At 41.6% G+C, this 16,372-nt stretch carries 18 protein-coding genes; 11 read left to right on the forward strand and 7 right to left on the reverse strand.

Annotation, left to right across the window (positions count from 1 at the left end; genetic code table 11):
- Window positions 1–20 precede the first annotated feature (20 nt).
- Window positions 21–974, reverse strand: a complete 954-nt coding sequence (locus MKY18_RS03465) for a nucleoside hydrolase (protein ID WP_126741166.1) — start codon at window positions 972–974, stop codon at window positions 21–23.
- A 181-nt stretch (window positions 975–1,155) separates the two neighbouring features.
- On the opposite strand from MKY18_RS03465, the gene MKY18_RS03470 reads away from it, so the two are divergent.
- Together MKY18_RS03470 and rlmD are read left to right on the forward strand one after the other, a co-directional pair.
- On the forward strand, window positions 1,156–2,064 hold the full coding sequence (locus MKY18_RS03470) for a diacylglycerol kinase (RefSeq protein ID WP_044141563.1): 909 nt from the start codon (window positions 1,156–1,158) through the stop codon (window positions 2,062–2,064).
- A 3-nt stretch (window positions 2,065–2,067) separates the two neighbouring features.
- On the forward strand, window positions 2,068–3,504 hold the full coding sequence (rlmD, locus tag MKY18_RS03475; RefSeq protein WP_342488164.1) for a 23S rRNA (uracil(1939)-C(5))-methyltransferase RlmD: 1,437 nt from the start codon (window positions 2,068–2,070) through the stop codon (window positions 3,502–3,504).
- 165 nt (window positions 3,505–3,669) lie between these two features.
- On the opposite strand, the gene MKY18_RS03480 is transcribed toward rlmD, so the two are convergent.
- Window positions 3,670–4,242: a hypothetical protein gene (locus tag MKY18_RS03480; RefSeq protein ID WP_185107516.1), complete on the reverse strand. Its 573-nt coding sequence runs from the start codon at window positions 4,240–4,242 to the stop codon at window positions 3,670–3,672.
- A 754-nt stretch (window positions 4,243–4,996) separates the two neighbouring features.
- Here MKY18_RS03480 and MKY18_RS03485 point away from each other — a divergent pair.
- From MKY18_RS03485 to MKY18_RS03495, 3 genes are all read left to right on the forward strand, one after another.
- Window positions 4,997–5,971, forward strand: coding sequence for a tRNA-dihydrouridine synthase (locus tag MKY18_RS03485; protein ID WP_185107518.1), 975 nt, complete (start codon window positions 4,997–4,999; stop codon window positions 5,969–5,971).
- 106 nt (window positions 5,972–6,077) lie between these two features.
- Window positions 6,078–6,536: an SMI1/KNR4 family protein gene (locus MKY18_RS03490; RefSeq protein ID WP_260406793.1), complete on the forward strand. Its 459-nt coding sequence runs from the start codon at window positions 6,078–6,080 to the stop codon at window positions 6,534–6,536.
- A gap of 9 nt (window positions 6,537–6,545) precedes the next feature.
- Window positions 6,546–6,932, forward strand: coding sequence for a hypothetical protein (locus tag MKY18_RS03495; protein ID WP_260406794.1), 387 nt, complete (start codon window positions 6,546–6,548; stop codon window positions 6,930–6,932).
- A gap of 71 nt (window positions 6,933–7,003) precedes the next feature.
- Here the strand turns inward: MKY18_RS03495 and MKY18_RS03500 are convergent, their stop codons facing one another.
- Window positions 7,004–7,375, reverse strand: a complete 372-nt coding sequence (locus MKY18_RS03500; protein ID WP_044141567.1) for a hypothetical protein — start codon at window positions 7,373–7,375, stop codon at window positions 7,004–7,006.
- 183 nt (window positions 7,376–7,558) lie between these two features.
- On the opposite strand from MKY18_RS03500, the gene MKY18_RS03505 reads away from it, so the two are divergent.
- Together MKY18_RS03505 and MKY18_RS03510 are read left to right on the forward strand one after the other, a co-directional pair.
- The gene (locus MKY18_RS03505; protein ID WP_044141568.1) at window positions 7,559–7,996 is read left to right on the forward strand and encodes an Rrf2 family transcriptional regulator; all 438 of its coding nucleotides are present in this window, start codon (window positions 7,559–7,561) and stop codon (window positions 7,994–7,996) included.
- Between the two features lie 64 nt (window positions 7,997–8,060).
- A complete protein-coding gene (locus MKY18_RS03510) occupies window positions 8,061–8,975 on the forward strand; it encodes an NAD(P)/FAD-dependent oxidoreductase (RefSeq protein ID WP_044141569.1) in 915 nt (304 codons plus the stop codon).
- Window positions 8,976–8,985: 10 nt separating this feature from the next.
- Here the strand turns inward: MKY18_RS03510 and MKY18_RS03515 are convergent, their stop codons facing one another.
- Window positions 8,986–9,186: a hypothetical protein gene (locus tag MKY18_RS03515; RefSeq protein ID WP_044141570.1), complete on the reverse strand. Its 201-nt coding sequence runs from the start codon at window positions 9,184–9,186 to the stop codon at window positions 8,986–8,988.
- Window positions 9,187–9,299: 113 nt separating this feature from the next.
- Between MKY18_RS03515 and MKY18_RS03520 the strand changes: the two genes are divergently transcribed.
- On the forward strand, window positions 9,300–9,947 hold the full coding sequence (locus MKY18_RS03520; RefSeq protein WP_044141612.1) for a DUF3885 domain-containing protein: 648 nt from the start codon (window positions 9,300–9,302) through the stop codon (window positions 9,945–9,947).
- A gap of 33 nt (window positions 9,948–9,980) precedes the next feature.
- Here MKY18_RS03520 and MKY18_RS03525 read toward each other — a convergent pair whose 3' ends face one another.
- Window positions 9,981–11,309 (reverse strand): 6-phospho-beta-glucosidase, encoded by a 1,329-nt coding sequence (locus tag MKY18_RS03525; RefSeq protein ID WP_065099172.1) that lies wholly within the window; start codon window positions 11,307–11,309, stop codon window positions 9,981–9,983.
- Between the two features lie 199 nt (window positions 11,310–11,508).
- Between MKY18_RS03525 and MKY18_RS03530 the strand changes: the two genes are divergently transcribed.
- Complete coding sequence (locus MKY18_RS03530) at window positions 11,509–12,240, forward strand: MurR/RpiR family transcriptional regulator (RefSeq protein ID WP_126741160.1); 732 nt, start codon at window positions 11,509–11,511, stop codon at window positions 12,238–12,240.
- Window positions 12,241–12,257: 17 nt separating this feature from the next.
- Here MKY18_RS03530 and MKY18_RS03535 read toward each other — a convergent pair whose 3' ends face one another.
- Window positions 12,258–13,457 (reverse strand): MFS transporter, encoded by a 1,200-nt coding sequence (locus MKY18_RS03535; RefSeq protein ID WP_044141575.1) that lies wholly within the window; start codon window positions 13,455–13,457, stop codon window positions 12,258–12,260.
- 145 nt (window positions 13,458–13,602) lie between these two features.
- Here MKY18_RS03535 and MKY18_RS03540 point away from each other — a divergent pair, with 145 nt between their 5' ends.
- Complete coding sequence (locus MKY18_RS03540; RefSeq protein ID WP_044141576.1) at window positions 13,603–14,082, forward strand: YbaK/EbsC family protein; 480 nt, start codon at window positions 13,603–13,605, stop codon at window positions 14,080–14,082.
- 32 nt (window positions 14,083–14,114) lie between these two features.
- Here the strand turns inward: MKY18_RS03540 and MKY18_RS03545 are convergent, their stop codons facing one another.
- Window positions 14,115–15,023 carry a LysR family transcriptional regulator gene (locus MKY18_RS03545; RefSeq protein WP_044141577.1) on the reverse strand — a complete coding sequence of 303 codons (909 nt, stop codon included), beginning with the start codon at window positions 15,021–15,023 and terminating at the stop codon, window positions 14,115–14,117.
- Window positions 15,024–15,125: 102 nt separating this feature from the next.
- Here MKY18_RS03545 and MKY18_RS03550 point away from each other — a divergent pair, with 102 nt between their 5' ends.
- Complete coding sequence (locus MKY18_RS03550) at window positions 15,126–16,325, forward strand: MFS transporter (protein WP_044141578.1); 1,200 nt, start codon at window positions 15,126–15,128, stop codon at window positions 16,323–16,325.
- Window positions 16,326–16,372: the final 47 nt, after the last annotated feature.

A 16,372-nucleotide genomic window follows, 5' to 3' on the forward strand; every position in this document is an offset into this window, starting at 1 on the left:
GCTTTGATGGCGGGGCTTTTTTATGTTGAAATCTGACAAACAGCTCTTCTCATGAGCTCTTCAAATGCTTGGAAAAATGCGTCACGATCGACATGGTCAATCACTTGAATTGATTTTCCATCTGTATGTTCTTCGGTACGTCCTTGCTTTGGCGTTTCGGTGTAAACGATTGCATTCATTTCCTTTGAACGAGTAAATGATGAGGAATCAAGAGTGATCGTTGTCAGCACATCCCATAAGTAGTAAGTCGAGTTGGTTTCGTGATGAATGAGAGGCGGGCAAAAGGCGTAGCACTGCCCAATAAAATCTATTCCAATATGAGAACGAAGGGAAGCCCAGCGCTGACGCACATCTAGTGTAAGCGGAACTTGATTCGTGCTTTCAAGTGCGACCATTTCAATAGGAAAGCGTTCCTGAAAAACAGTGCTGACAGCATAAGGGTCCCAAAATGCATTCCATTCTGCTGTCCCATCATGCTCGGGTTCCTCAACATTGCCTTTTTCAAGAAACGTACCGCCCATCCATACCAATTTTTCAATTTTATTAGAGATTGAAGGATCTTCTTCTAAGGCGCGTGCAAGGTCTGTGAGCGGACCTGTAAAGAGCAGCGTGACAGGTTCTGCTGACTTTTTAACGGTTTCGATTAAATGAAGGTGTGCTGGAAGCTTGGACACTTTTGTATCAACAGTGCCTTTCTCGTTTAAAATAGGTAAGGCGTCTACATAAAAAGCATGCATGCGCCACTCTTTCGGAAAAGGATTGACGCCTCTAGAATTTGAAGCAGCGACTTCAATTTCATAAGGGCTAAATCGATCGATGATTTTTTGAGACGCACTGAGAGCTGGCTCTAAATAACAATCAGCAGGAATCACAGACGTCCCAATCACTTTCAGATGTTCCATTTGAAGGAGAAGAAATAACGAGACGAGGTCATCAACACCGCCATCATGATTAAAATAAACAGGCTTTTTCATCGCAAACCATCCTTTACAGCGTTTTCTTTTATCTTATCAGAATGCTTTCTTGCTGAGGGAAATGTGGCAGGAGATTTGTCAGATTAGGGTGTTGTTCTGTTGCCATTTTCAAATCTCATAGTATAATTAAAGGTTGTTAGTGGTGAAAATAGATTGCATAATGAATATAGGATGATGATGAATGAAACGTGCTCGAATTATATACAATCCGACATCTGGGCGTGAACTCTTCAAGAAGAATTTGCCGCAGGTTTTGCAAAAATTTGAACAAGCTGGCTATGAAACATCTTGTCATGCAACGACATGTGCAGGAGATGCGACACAAGCAGCTGAAAAAGCTGCCCAGAGAGACTTTGATTTAATTGTAGCAGCAGGTGGAGACGGCACGATCAATGAAGTCGTCAATGGACTAGCACCGCTTGAAAAAAGACCAAAACTAGGAATTATTCCGGTTGGAACAACAAATGACTTCGCAAGAGCACTTGGAATTCCACGAGAAGGTGTTTTAAAAGCAACAGATGCCATTATAGATGGTATAGCGAAGCCGCTTGATATCGGTAAAGTCAATGGCCATTATTTTATTAATATTGCAGGCGGCGGCCGGTTAACAGAGCTCACCTATGAAGTGCCTAGTAAGCTAAAGACAATGCTTGGACAGCTTGCTTATTATTTAAAAGGCATGGAGATGCTTCCTTCTATCCGCCCGACAGAAGTCGAAATTGAATATGACGGCAAATTGTTTCATGGAGAAATCATGCTGTTTCTTGTTTCACTCACAAACTCAGTAGGCGGCTTTGAAAAGCTAGCGCCAGATTCTGTTTTAGATGATGGCATGTTTGACCTGATTATTTTAAAGAAGGTCAATTTAGCAGAAGCCATTCGAGTAGTCAGCCTTGCACTGCGAGGCGAGCATATTCATGATAACAATGTCATCTACACAAAAGCGAATCGCGTAAAGGTAGATGTAAAAGATAAAATGCAATTGAATTTAGATGGCGAATTCGGCGGCATGCTGCCTGGTGAATTTGAAAACCTGTATCGTCATATTGAATTTATTGTGCCAAAAGCAACAGCTGAAAAAATAGGGTAGAGAATGAACTTGGTTCCTTATGGCGCCAAGTTTTTCTTTGCAAATGAGGTGATAAAATTGGTAAAGATGAAACCGCCTGTTGAAAAGAATGAATACTACAATGTAACCTTCGAAGACCTAACGCACGAAGGTGCAGGTGTAGCGAAAATTGAAGGGTTCCCTGTCTTTGTACCGAATGCCCTTCCAGACGAACAAGGGAAAATCAAGGTCACACGTGTGAAAAAAGGATTTGCTTTTGGGCGACTCATGGAGCTGACAAAGGAAAGTCAGCATAGGCAAGATGCGCCATGTCCTATCTATAAGCAGTGCGGAGGCTGTCAAATTCAGCACATGAGCTATGAAGGCCAGCTGCTATTTAAACAGAAACAAGTAAAGGACGTTTTAGAGCGGATCGGCAAACTTGATATGAGCCGTGTAAAAGTTCATCCTGTACTAGGAATGGAAGACCCTTGGAATTACCGAAACAAAGCACAAGTTCCAGTTGGCGAACGGGAAGGCGGACTTGTTGCAGGATTTTATCAGCAACGTACCCATGAAATCATCGATATGGAAAAATGTTTGATCCAGCAATCAGAAAATGACGAAGTGGTACAGGCAGTAAAAGACATATGCAATGCGTTTGGCATCAAAGCATATAACGAAGAGCGCCACAAAGGCTGGCTGCGTCATGTGATGGTTCGCTACGGCATTGCAACAGGTGAAATGATGGTAGTGTTTGTTACTAGAACGGCTGACTTTCCGCAAAAGCAGCAGGTGATTGAGCAGATTATAGCACGTTTCCCACACGTTCGGTCAATTGTGCAAAACGTGAATTCAAAGAAAACAAATGTCATTTTCGGAGACGAAACGACCGTTTTATGGGGAGAAGAATACATTTATGACACGATTGGCGACATCAAATTTGCCATTTCAGCCCGCTCGTTTTATCAAGTGAACCCAGCTCAAACAAAAGTGCTTTACGACAAAGCGCTTGAATATGCCGAGCTGCAAGGTGAAGAAACCGTCATCGATGCGTATTGCGGAATCGGTACGATTTCCTTATTTCTCGCACAAAAAGCAGGCAAAGTATACGGCGTAGAAATTGTGCCAGAAGCGATTGAAGACGCAAAACGCAACGCTGCCTTAAACGAGATCAACAACGTCGAATTCGCAGTCGGTGAAGCAGAAACTGTTATCCCAAACTGGTATAAAGAAGGCATCAAAGCAGACACCCTCGTCGTCGATCCGCCAAGAAAAGGTTGTGACGAAGCACTGCTTGATACGATTTTAAAGATGAAGCCAAATCGCGTTGTTTATGTTTCCTGTAATCCTGGGACGCTAGCTCGTGATTTGCGTATTCTTGAAGATGGTGGGTATGTGACGGAAGAAGTGCAACCTGTGGATATGTTTCCGCATACGAGTCATGTGGAGTGTGTGGCAAGTCTTGTGATTAATCAATAATGGAGATGTCCTGATTTCGTGAAAAATATCGATATCGGGATATTTTTATTTTTGCTCCCCTCCGTTAGAATGAAAAATTCGCTTGAAATTCTATTAAAGTAAAACTCTATAGACATATGAATATAGATAGAAAAAGTCATGAAATGGAATAAAATCCCTTCTCCATTAATGGATGGGGGGTTCTTCTTCTATGTTCTGATTTTTTTGATCAAGTGCAGAGGATATGATATCAAGTCCGATGTATAAAAAGCTAACAAAGAAAGATAAAATCAATACCCCATTTCCCCATATAGAAACTTCAATTATCTTCAAATTTAGTACATATTTAATCGTGAAGTAAATAAGAGCCCACGAAGCAAAAAATTCTAAAATATAAGTTATCCATTTTGGGACCTTCAACAAAAAAGTGATTCCTTTCCCTATAAATAAAACGATAAATGACCAAAAAATCACAATGATGCTAACTAACAACGAGAAGGTAATCAAAGAAAAAAATGAATCATAAGTGATGTATTCACCGAAAAGAAAATTTACTCCCAATGATACTAGGTAAAGCATAGCAGTTGGAAGGACAATAACTAAACTTAGGGAAAAAAATATAAGTAAAATAAGAAGAACGGCAGCAATAGCGCCAGGGGCTTCATCTACAACGTTTTTCTTTCTTAAAAAAGTATAGAGTATGATAGACACTAAAAGGAGTATTAAAAAAGTCAATGAAATCACGTAAGAAAAAGACATGAAGATCCTCCATTAAAAAGCGCTATTAGAAACTAATAGCACTTATTTTTATATTTAGATAAGATTAACGATGAACTTTGCCAAAGTTTTAGCAGCATCTCTAGGCGCACCCATTTTAAATAAAAGCATTTGTGAACTGTTTTTCTGTCTACTTTTCTCCCCTTTATCCATTACTTTTGCGATTTTGGCAGAAAGTTTTCTGATCCAAACAGCAGCTTTTAAGAAAATCACTCTTATCTATGCGATACACAAAGATTGTAACAAAAACCATATTAAGAATGAATTGTATCTTAGTACTGTATTTTATATAACGTGATATATTTTGAATAAAGAATAACTAAAGATGAATAAGTTATTTATCAGTTTAACAATTTTTTCTGTGTTATTCGCTGCCGGTTGGTCGCTTGATAAAATCATTACTTCTAATACTTATCATGTAACAGAAAAGGCAATTACAATTTAAAAAGCCCCTGCATAGGGCTTTTTTTATTTGAATATCTTTTTTATTAGTTTGCCAGATGCATTACCTGCTGCCCGTCTGACACGTTTTCCAGTAGTACCTTTTTGAACAACGTTTACGTCTTCTCAAATTTTTGATATTTTATAAAGTGCTGATAGCATTTTGTTAATGTTCATTTTATGCTCCTTTTGCGTTGAATCCTTACTAAAGTATATAATGATAAAAATTGCTGAAAGACTTTATAGAAGGACAAGCCCTATAAGGCGCTATGTCATGAGAGGAATTGGATGAAAGATGAGTGAAAATTTCTGGCGTGATTTACCACGACCATTTTTTATATTAGCACCTATGGAAGAAGTGACAGATGTTGTGTTTCGTCATGTTGTGAGTGAGGCGGCGAGACCGGATGTGTTTTTCACAGAGTTTACGAACAGTGAGAGCTATTGCCACCCTGATGGGATTCAAAGTGTGAAGGGGCGTTTAACCTTTACAGAGGATGAGCAGCCAATTGTTGCTCATATTTGGGGAGACAAGCCTGAGAACTTTAGGCAAATGAGTATTGGAATGGCAGAGTTAGGATTTCAGGGTCTTGATATTAATATGGGCTGTCCTGTTCCGAATGTCACACAAAACGGGAAGGGCAGTGGCTTGATTCTTCGCCCAGGTGTTGCCGCAGAGCTGATTCAAGCGGCAAAAGCTGGAGGATTACCAGTCAGCGTCAAAACAAGACTTGGTTTTACAGAGGTCGATGAGTGGCGCGATTGGCTCAGACACATTTTGGAGCAAGACATTGTGAACTTATCGATCCACCTTCGTACAAGAAAGGAAATGAGCCAGGTGGATGCGCATTGGGAGCTCATTCCTGAGATTGTAAAACTTCGTGATGAAGTAGCACCTGATACGCTTTTGACCATCAATGGTGATATTCCTGATCGTCAAACGGGCTTAAAGCTCGCTGAGCAGTATGGAGTGGACGGTGTGATGATTGGGCGCGGGATTTTCCATAACCCATTTGCTTTTGAAAAAGAGCCGAAGGAGCATACGAGTGATGAGCTGCTAGGTCTTTTAAGATTGCATCTTGATCTTCATGATCAATATTCCTCATTAGGCTTGCGTCCATTCAAGGCGTTGCATCGTTTCTTTAAGATTTATGTAAAAGGATTCAGAGGAGCGAGCTTCCTAAGAAACCAATTAATGAACACATCATCAACAGATGAAGTGCGTGCAATGCTAGATGAATTTGAAGCGAGAAATCAAGAACAATCATGACGGACAAGAGGAGGGGTAACCCTTCTCTTTTTTTATAAATAGGACTATTAAACTAGTTCTCTCGAATGGTAAAATGAGATAGAAATAACAATTGGAGGTATTTTATTTGAAACCATTTTGGGATACAGACATAGAAAGTGAAGAGACATTTAAGAAAATCAATGAGAAAGGCATTGCAAAAGCGGAAAAGAAGCTAGGCGTCACCTTGCCTGATACATATAAAAAACTTATTCTTGAACAAAATGGCGGGTATACCCTGCATAACGCTTTTCCAACGGACCAGCCGAATGGATGGGCAGAGGATCATGTGTCATTTGATCATTTAAGAGGAATTGCCAAAGGCGAAGGCATCATGGATAGTGATTATTTAATAGAAGAATGGGAATTGCCTGAGGGACTTGTGCTCATTTGTGGGGATGGTCATACGTGGATTGCATTGGACTATAGAGAAACAAAGGAACATCCGCCAATTCATTACTTTGATCTAGAATATGAGACGGATTTTAAATTAGCGAATTCGTTTGATGAATTGATTGCGGGGCATTATACCGCAGAGGATAGTTAAGAAGATGGGATGTCAGATGAAGAGTGGCAGGCTGAATATGAAAAGCAGAATAAACCATTATCAAAAGAAGAAGTGAAAGACATTTTCATCACCAAAGACCCTGAACAGCTTTCAAAAATTGCGAATTTTCAAGTGGAACAAATTGATGATGTTAAGTGGATTTTTTCTGAAGTAGAAACATACATGAACTCCATTCAAGACGAAGAAATGTTAACGAATGCTGGCTGGGCGATCAATACGATCTTTATACTGAATGAAGAGATGATTAAGCAGCATGCTGATGTTGTCGAGAGTGCACGTCGTTTTGCGGAGCATTTGAATCAATCAGAAATAGATGAAATGCACGACATAGCCATTAATATATCGATTGCGTTGGAATTTGATTTAGAGGAGTAATACATCTTTTTTATTGAGAAATCTATCATTTCAGCAAAAGACCCCCTCATCAAAAGGGGGTCATCAATTCCTTACTCCGCACTCTCCTCAACCTCACGGCTATCCTCTGTTTCACCAATATAAATTGGGCCGTTTGCGTGGTCGATTCGGATTGTCCATTCGTATGGGACTTGCAGGCGTCTTGCGATGGCTCTCCAAAACTTTGCAGAATCAAATTCTAGTTCTTGAAAGTCTTTGAGCAATTCTTTATAGGAAGATCCGTCAAATTGAATGTACGAGTCTTGCAGACGCATAAAGGCATAGTGTCTTACTTCTAATGCTGCCGCAGCTTCCATTTCTTCTTCTGTTGCTTCACCAATGATTGTTCCTGCGGGTGGAAGCATGTCGTATACATTAAATTCCTCTTCTTCTTCGTGTGCTGCATTGTGCTGTTGATCTGACATTTCTCTTCACTCCTTCTAGTTTTCATCAAAATTTGATTCGTGCTTACCTCTATTATCGGAAGAAAATGCGAAATGTGGAATGAAAAAAGAAGCAGATCCACAATACTTGCTTTTTCTTCTTGAATCTTTTATGATCTATTACAGATATAAAAGGTCTATAATAGATAGAAAGGAAATCATCTGATGAAATATTCTAAAGCAACCAACTATGCACTTCATACGATGGTATTTTTAACTCTTGCACCAAAGGGGAAAGCAATAGGCGTTGAGCCTCTCGCCAAGATGCAAGACCTTTCACCCACCTATTTATCCAAAATTTTAACAAAGCTTGTGAAGGCAGGATTGATTGAATCAACACCTGGCGCAAAAGGTGGTTACACCATTATGAAAAAGAAGGAGGACATTTCATTTTTAGACGTCATTCAGGCGGTAGAAGGTCAAACTAATTTATTTCGTTGTTCCTTAGAACATGATTCTTTCATGCCTCATGATGACTGTTTGATTGAGCAGGTCATGCAGGATGTTGAAACGAAAATGCAGGAGACGTTAAGTCAAAAGCGGTTAGTTGATATCGCAAGCCAAATTGAGCAGACAAAAAAAGATCCATTTTTCAACATGTGATTTTTTTGAACAAATTATAGATATTAAGAGTCTTTAAAGTCTTGAATAAAAAGGAGACATTGACATGTTATTAGATTGTGCCATTATCGGAGGAGGGCCAGCCGGATTAAGCGCAGCACTTGTTGTGGGGCGGGGCAGAAAACAGGTCATTGTATTCGATGACGAGATGCCAAGAAATCGAGTGACTCAGGAATCACATGGATTTATTACAAACGATGGAATGACACCGTTTGAGATCAGACAAGCGGGAGAAGCAGATCTTCAAAACTACCCCAATATCCAAATCAAACGAAGTAGAATGGTCGAGATACAAAACAATGAGGACAACTTTGCGTTACTGACACAAGAGGGAGAAAGGTTCGAAGCGAAGAAAATCATATTGGCAACAGGGCTAAAGGATATACTGCCAGAGATCAAGGGGATTCATGAAGTGTATGGAAAGACGTTGTTTAGCTGTCCTTTCTGCGATGGCTGGGAGCTAAAGGACAAGCCGCTTGCTCTCATTGCTGAGAATCCACGCGCCTTGCATATGGCTAAACTTCTTTCCAATTGGACAAAGGATTTGATCGTGTTTACGAATGGGCAGCAAGTGTTTGCTGAAGAGGAGAAGGCATTGCTATCAGCACATTTTATTCAAGTCATTGATGTACCGATTATGTCAATTCATCATGAGAATGGACAAATGCACTCTCTTCACCTTGCGAATGGGGAAACGGTGAAAAGAGAAGGCGGATTTGTCGCAAGTGAATTCAAGCAGTCAGCTCCATTTGCTGAAAGTCTGGGCTGTCAAATGACGAAAAATGCCGGCATTGAAACAGATATTCTTGGACGTACAACAGTCAGCGGTGTCTTTGCATGCGGTGACAATTTAGGCGGCCCTGCTCAGCTTGTCCTTGCAGCAGCAGCTGGAAGCCAGGCAGGAATGGGCGTTATCCATGAACTTGTGCAGGAAGAATTTCAACAAAAAACATCTCTATGAAAAGAGATGTTCAGCGATGAACGGTTTTCCGTTTTGCTAAAACGTGAGCTGCCCATTCAAAAAGTGCGTAGATGACAAAGAAGATCAGGATCCAGCTGCTAGCATCGATCCATACGTTGGTGATATGAATGATGTTCGCCTGATCAAGTCCAACCTGTATCCACATAGTGATCAATGCGGTGAGGAACACCTGTAAAAACCATTTTTTCAATTGGTCACACCTCCATCTCTTTCTATCATATAAGAAATGACAGTTTATTTCCAATTGTATTTCCATCAATTTCAACGGTAAAATAAGAAATAAAACCAATGGAAGGACATGACATGAGCGATCAAACCAATAGCTTTTTAAAAAGTCATTTTCCTGATCTTGTCCTCACGCCGCCACTTTTTTATGGGTGGCCTTTTGGGCTACGCTTTGAAGTGGCAGATTGGTCATTAGGAAAGAAATCGGTTGTATTAGAAAAAGCGGGGGATCGTGCTTTAGAAATTGTGAGATATGCTTTTGATCCAGAAGACGATATTCTGTTTGTCACGGATGTCTATACGCAGCATGAACATGAATTAATGAAGCAAAAGCTCCTAGTTTATCAGAAATATGTTCGCCGGCAAGTACGCAATCGCTTGCGTCACGAGCTTTTGACCTATGTAAGACCAGAACTAGATGAGCCCCTGACATTGGAGAGATTTACCTTGTCTTGCCAGCTGCAAGATATACGATTACACCCACTTCTACAAGCCATGTGCCAGGAGGATTTCTATGCACCGAATCAAATCATGAAGGGGAAGCTTGATTATGAAATCTATTTGATCAATCTCTCTAAACAGATGATTTTCCACTTATATGATGATCGAGGCTGTGATCTTATTGCGGCAGATGCTGAGCGCCTTCGGCCAGTCTACGAGGGCTTACAGCACTGGCTATTAGACTATGATCGTGCTCAGATGGACAGGCTGTTTGCAAAGAAATAAGAAAACCGCACTTTTGACAAGTGCGGCTTCTTTTTATGCTTCTACTTTATTGAAGAACTGTGGTAAATATTCTTTGTGTGCTTCTAGCATTTCATCTAGGATGCTTTTTGCAATGGCATCTGATGGGACGAGCGGGTTGATCGTCATTGCGACAAGTGCTGTGTTGTAATCTCCTGTCACGGCTGCTTCAGCGGCAACACGTTCAAAGGATTTAATTTGAGAAATCAGTCCTTTGACTGCGACTGGCATTTCGCCAACAGCGATTGGTTTAGGACCGTCTTTTGTGATGACGCAGTTCAGTTCTACAGCAGAATCATTTGGAATGTCACTGATGGCACCATTGTTGATGGTATTGACAGGCTGAATATCATGCTTGTCGTTATAAATCGATGCAATCAAGTTACAAGCGGCATCACTGTAGTAGGCACCGCCTCGTTTTTCAAGCTGTGGCGGCTTGATATCAAGATCAGGGTCTTTGTAAAGCTCAAACAGGTCATTTTCTAGTGCACGAACGACTTCTGCACGAGTTCCTTCATTCTCTGCTGCTTTCTTTTCTTCAGCCAGCATATCACTTGTTTTGTAGTAGTAGCGGTGATATGGACATGGAATAACGCCAAGCCCTTTTAAGAAATCAGCATCCCACGGAATGGCATGAATGTTGTTCATCGACATCGTGGAGTTTGGATCTGCCATGTCTTCGATGACTTGATCCATGATACTTTTGCCATCTAAGAATACATTGAGTCCAAAGACCATATGGTTTAATCCAGCAAAGCTGACCTCGACTCTGCTTGCGTCGACATCAAGCCCTTTGGCAATTCCCATGCGAATGCCGATTGGCACGTTGCATAAGCCAACGACTTTGCGATGGTTTGAATAGCGAAGTACGGCTTCTGTAACCATACCAGCTGGATTTGTGAAGTTCACAAGCCATGCATCTGGGCATAGTTCTTCAATATCTTTCACAATATCCAGAATCACTGGAATGGTGCGAAGCCCTTTGAATAGACCTCCTGGACCATTCGTTTCTTGACCAATGACATCATATTTTAAAGGAATGCGTTCATCCTTCATACGTGCTTCAAGAAGTCCGACACGGAATTGTGTTGTGACGAAATCAGCGCCCGCAAGCGCTTTCCGGCGATCTAATGTTAAATGAACCTCGATTGGAAGTCCTGCCTTTTTCACCATTCGTTTTGCAAGATCTCCGACGATTTCAAGCTTTTCTTTTCCCGCTTCAATATCGACAAGCCAAAGCTCGCTAATCGGAAATTCATCGTACCGTTTAATAAATCCTTCTACAAGCTCTGGTGTATAGCTTGATCCTCCGCCAATTGTGACAACCTTTAATCCTTTTGCCATGTTCTGCACCTCCGAATAATGTAACGCGCAATGTTATAATAGAGAAAAGCCAATTCTTTTGTTTGTACATCTATAGCTTATCGTGAGAGCATCTCGTGCGTAAATGACTTCAGCGTCTTTAGGCAAGGGTGCCCTATTTAGAGATTTGTTACATAAAAGAAACACATTGTGACATGCTGTTGGAGAAAGGGGAAGTCAGATGTTTTCAAGTGAGGTTATTTCCAGCTTTAATGAACTAGAAAGCGCTTTATACCGATACATCATGGAAAACAGTGAAAAGGTCGTGTATATGAGAATTCGGGACTTAGCAGATGCTGCCCATATATCCACCTCGTCTGTCCTTCGCTTTTGCCGAAAAGTGAATTGTGAAGGCTTTTCAGAGTTTAAAGTGAAGCTTAAAATGTATTTAGAAGCAGAGCAGACACCTACTTTAAAAAGCACCCAGCACTTTCTATATGAATTTATTGAACGAACACTAAAAGGGGACTTTGAGGGGAAAATTAAAGAGGCAGCAAGGATCATTGCCGATGCAAAAAATGTGCTGTTTATTGGCACTGGCAGCTCTGGTATTTTGGCGCAGTATGGGGCAAGGTATTTTTCGAGTCTTGAGAAATTTTCATTTTACATCAATGATCCGTTTTTCCCGATGAATATGCAGTATTTAGACAATAGTGTCACCATTGTGCTGTCTGTATCAGGGGAGAACAGTATTACAATCGACCATATTTCGAAGTTAAAAAGAGAAGGAAGCAAAATCATTAGTATTACAAACAATCAGCACTGCACGATTTCGCGCATTTCAGATTTAAATATTGCTTATTACGTGACAGACGAACGGGTTCACAGAGCCAATATTACGACACAGACGCCAGTTGTGTATATTTTAGAAGCGATGGCGCGTGATATGTTCGCAATGTTAAAGGAAACGTAAAAGAGCCGCTGCATGAATCAGCCGCTCTTTTTTTCCTGCCTCATAAATGAGAGGATGGCAATCCCGGAACAGATGAGCACAAACAAACCGCCCAGCATATACACAGTCCTCGCTCCGAATGCATCTGCAATCAATCCAACAAAGAAAATAGATAAACCGACAGATACAGAGGAAAGAACGTAATGAGCCGAGTACACCTTTGATAAATCTCGGACTGGCGTTTCCGTTTGAAGAATGGTTTGCTGTGAAACATCACGAATTTGATAAGCAGGCCCCATCAAAATACAAAGCAGCAAAGCAAGCCACGGCAGGCTGTTCAGTGAGTAGACAATGGTCAGCACTGCATAAATGAATGAACCAGCTGCCATAAAGAGAAGAAGCTGCTTTTGAATGAACCGGCTTATCCACGCAGCCAAGAGCCCGCCTAGAATGGCGCCGGTATAATAAGCGGCATTGATAAACCCCCACCAATCCTCACTTTCGTTTAAATCTTGTGTGACAAAGGCAAGCGTAATCGCCCCGATCCACACAGCGCCTGCTATATTTTCACACACATCCATAAAGGTCAGAGTGCGAATTGTTTTGTTTGTCCAAATGATCGTCCAGCCATCCTTGAAACTGTTCATCTTATTTGCTTTTCGAACGGTGTCTCCTTGCTTAAGAAGAGGAAATACAGGGATGAAAAACAAATAAGACAACACAATCATCAAACAAGTGATCCACATTAAATAAAAGGGGCCAATGAACAGGACGAGCATTCCAGTAAACGAATAGCCGGCAATTTGAACCGTTTGTTGAAAAATGGAGGCTGTACTGTTCGCTTTCACAAGCTGATTCTCTGGCACAAGCATCGGCATGATGGCCTGCAATAAAGGACTAATGAACCCGCCTGTGATGGAAATGAGAATAAGCGCACCAAACAGCCAAACTATATGCTGCTGAAAGAAATGAAATTGGGCTGTAAACACGATGAGCAACCCGAGACGTAAAAGCGGGGCCCATTTCAACAGCCGGTCCGCTTGAAAGTAATCTGCCAAAACAGGAGAGATGAGCCCGGCTAATAGCTGGCATAGTGTTCTTATTAGCGGAAATAAAGCCGCATACGCAACAGATTGTGTATCTTGATAGATCACAAATGTGATCGTCATCACAAATAGAATATCACTTAGCATGAGAAGGCTTTTACTGCCTGTATAAAACCAAAACTTATTTCCCATATCCAACCGGCTCCTTTTCAAAAACAAGTTCAGTATAGCATGGTGAAGAAGGACCCAGAGGCTTTTCAGTGAAAAATACATCTTAAGGATGAGAGGATTGTGATAAGCTAAATGAAAGACATCGTAAGGAAAGGGGTTCAAATCAATGAAAGTACTGCCAGCACATGAATTCTTGAATCAGCACAGCATCCCATATGAGATCAAAACATTCTCTTCCGAAACAGAGAAGGGAGCCGCAAATGTAGCAGCAGCCCTTGGTTTTCGTGAGAGACAAATGATTAAGACATTGATTTTTGAAACAGGGGAAGGGGAGCAGTTGCTTGTGATGGTTGGCGCTGACCAGCATATTAAGTCAGGAAAACTAAAGAAAGCGGCTGACTCTCGTAATATTAAAATGGCATCACCAGAGAAGGTTCTAGAAGTGACAGGCTACCGAATTGGCTCAATACCGCCGTTTTGCTGGCAGCCAGAAGGCTTCCGCACCATTATCGAAGCTTCACTATTAGAGGAAGAAATATTAGGCGTTGGCGCAGGTGAATGGGGAAATGAAATCCTTATCACACCAGAACAATTAGTGAAAGCCTCAAAGGCTGTACCGTATGACATCGTTCAACCAGCAGAATAGAAAAAGTGCCTGTTTCTCATGCAGGCACTTTTTTAATTTGCAGCAGGCTCCTTAAATGGACCGATCCCTTTCATTTGCAGGAAGGCATCCACGGTTCTATTTTCTTCAAGATCATTCGCCCGTTTGCAGATCACAACAGGTCTGACGATTTCTATGCCTTCGATATATATACGACCAATCTCTTTCCGCTGGAAACTACCTTGAACCGCATCACGGGGAACAAGCGTGATCCCATAGCCAGCTTTGATCATTTGAATCGCTTCATGAACACCGCTGAATTGTAAATCAACAGTCGGTTTTTTAATTCCTTTCGAGGTGAAAAGGGAAAAGAGCTTATCTCTTGTGGAGCTGCCTTCTTCACGCATCAAAAAAGGCTCCAGACTCAGGCGCTCTAGCGGGACGGTTTTTCCGTTCAACGGATGGTCTGCTGGCACAATAAAATCATAGCTTAAATTCGTCAAATGAGAGGTAACGATCTCCTCATGATGCAAATCTTCAATCACAGCGATGGCGACATCTGATTCATATTGCAGCAGGCTCTCTATCACTTGAGCGGAGTTTCCGCTTTTTAATTCGATTTCTGTCTGTGGTGATGACGTTTTAAAAGCAGCCAGCCAATCTGGCAGTAAAAAGTTGAGTGGTACGTAGGTAGAAGCGATGCGGAGGCGCCCCTTCTTCCCGTTTTGTAATAGCGTGATCTGATATTCTACTTCCTTTTCAGCCTCAAACACTTGCCGGGCATAAGGATACAGCATCTTTCCCATTTCTGTGAGCGCAATGCCTCGACCGTTTCGTTTAAAAAGGCGAATCCCGATCTCTCGTTCAATGCTTCTAAGCTGGGCCGTCACAGCTGGCTGTGTTAAAGATAGTGCATCTGCAGTTTGTGTGACGCTTTTTGTCTCTGCGACCTTTGCAAAAATTCGAAGGGCATGTAAATTCAACTTTGCACCACCTATCAATTATTTTGATAAATTAATCAAAAACATTCATTAGATTTATTATAAGGCATCCCTTATCGTAAAGGTAGCGAAGGGGGAAGAAAAATGGATCGTCGTCAAAAGCAAGTTGTGTCAATATCGCTTATCACAGCATTTGCACTTATTGGGGATTCAATGCTCTATATTGTTCTCCCGATCTATTGGAAAGAGATTGGTTTATCATCCATTTGGGAGGTCGGGTTACTGCTGTCTATCAACCGATTCATACGTATCCCGCTAGCACCTGTCGTATGGTGGCTCTATCGATATATCCCAATGAAGACAGGTGTATTGATGGCGATTTTGATCGCGTCAGTGACCACGATATTATATGGGATGAGCGGTTTTTGGCTGCTATTGATCTGCCGCTGCGCATGGGGCCTCGCTTGGACGTTACTCCGTATGAGCGGGATGAGGGTTTTGGCTGAAATGGGCGAAGGCTCACAAGGACATTTGACGGGTCTTTATAATGGACTTTACCGGCTTGGGAGTTTATTTGGCATGTTATTTGGAGGAATCTTTGCTAGCTTGATCGGCTTCCAGTCCATGACGCTTGTCTTTGGTTTACTCACATTGATGGGGGGCATTTTTTATGTATCGTTGGATGAAATTGAAAAGAGAGAAGGCAGCGAGGTGTATCATGGCATCAAACAAAAGTGGTTTACACGAGATGTGGTAAAAGTACTGATAACAGGCATGCTGATCGCACTGATCATTCAAGGTTTATTCGCATCCACGCTGAGTCATGTCATTGAAGCAAAAATCGATCAGGATGAATTGACTCTGTTTGGCTTTGTCATCGGAGCTTCGGCTTTAAGCGGTGTTATTCAAGCACTCAGGTGGGGATGGGAACCATTTCTCGCACCGAGAACAGGCAAATGGTTTGATCGGCTTGTGATGAAGGAACGAATGCTATGCTGGATGTTTCTTTCATTTGGAGGGCTCAGTTTTCTTGGGGTCATGCTGAAGGTAAGCGGCTGGTTCCTTGTGATGCTGCTTTTGATTCAGCTGCTGGCAACGATTGTAACAACGTTCACCGATACACTTGCCTTTCAAAAAGCCTCTGCTCAAACAGATAAGAACCGCTTTCTCGCCAGCTATTCTTTTGTTCAAGATATGGGGGCTGCTTTAGGACCTTTGTGCGGGTATACATTGATTCAGTTTTTCGGAACAAACAGCGTCTTTTGGCTGATGCTCATCATAAGCTTAATGCTTGTCAGCATGTGGGTAAGAGGCGGGCAGCATGTTTCTTCTAGTGCAGTGTAAAAAATAAAGCGCTATATAAAAAAACTGCCTCATGCAGCTGAGCGCAG

Source organism: Bacillus sp. FSL R7-0672, from assembly GCF_038601465.1.
GTDB classification, from domain to species: domain Bacteria; phylum Bacillota; class Bacilli; order Bacillales; family Bacillaceae; genus Bacillus; species Bacillus pumilus.

Coding starts and splice junctions, on each gene's coding strand:
- MKY18_RS03465 (WP_126741166.1), bottom strand. CDS start 974: ATGAAAAAGCCTGTTTATTTTAATCATGATGGCGGTGTTGATGACCTC.
- MKY18_RS03470 (WP_044141563.1), top strand. CDS start 1,156: ATGAAACGTGCTCGAATTATATACAATCCGACATCTGGGCGTGAACTC.
- rlmD (WP_342488164.1), top strand. CDS start 2,068: ATGAACTTGGTTCCTTATGGCGCCAAGTTTTTCTTTGCAAATGAGGTG.
- MKY18_RS03480 (WP_185107516.1), bottom strand. CDS start 4,242: ATGTCTTTTTCTTACGTGATTTCATTGACTTTTTTAATACTCCTTTTA.
- MKY18_RS03485 (WP_185107518.1), top strand. CDS start 4,997: ATGAGTGAAAATTTCTGGCGTGATTTACCACGACCATTTTTTATATTA.
- MKY18_RS03495 (WP_260406794.1), top strand. CDS start 6,546: ATGTCAGATGAAGAGTGGCAGGCTGAATATGAAAAGCAGAATAAACCA.
- MKY18_RS03500 (WP_044141567.1), bottom strand. CDS start 7,375: ATGTCAGATCAACAGCACAATGCAGCACACGAAGAAGAAGAGGAATTT.
- MKY18_RS03505 (WP_044141568.1), top strand. CDS start 7,559: ATGAAATATTCTAAAGCAACCAACTATGCACTTCATACGATGGTATTT.
- MKY18_RS03510 (WP_044141569.1), top strand. CDS start 8,061: ATGTTATTAGATTGTGCCATTATCGGAGGAGGGCCAGCCGGATTAAGC.
- MKY18_RS03520 (WP_044141612.1), top strand. CDS start 9,300: ATGAGCGATCAAACCAATAGCTTTTTAAAAAGTCATTTTCCTGATCTT.
- MKY18_RS03525 (WP_065099172.1), bottom strand. CDS start 11,309: ATGGCAAAAGGATTAAAGGTTGTCACAATTGGCGGAGGATCAAGCTAT.
- MKY18_RS03530 (WP_126741160.1), top strand. CDS start 11,509: ATGTTTTCAAGTGAGGTTATTTCCAGCTTTAATGAACTAGAAAGCGCT.
- MKY18_RS03535 (WP_044141575.1), bottom strand. CDS start 13,457: ATGGGAAATAAGTTTTGGTTTTATACAGGCAGTAAAAGCCTTCTCATG.
- MKY18_RS03540 (WP_044141576.1), top strand. CDS start 13,603: ATGAAAGTACTGCCAGCACATGAATTCTTGAATCAGCACAGCATCCCA.
- MKY18_RS03550 (WP_044141578.1), top strand. CDS start 15,126: ATGGATCGTCGTCAAAAGCAAGTTGTGTCAATATCGCTTATCACAGCA.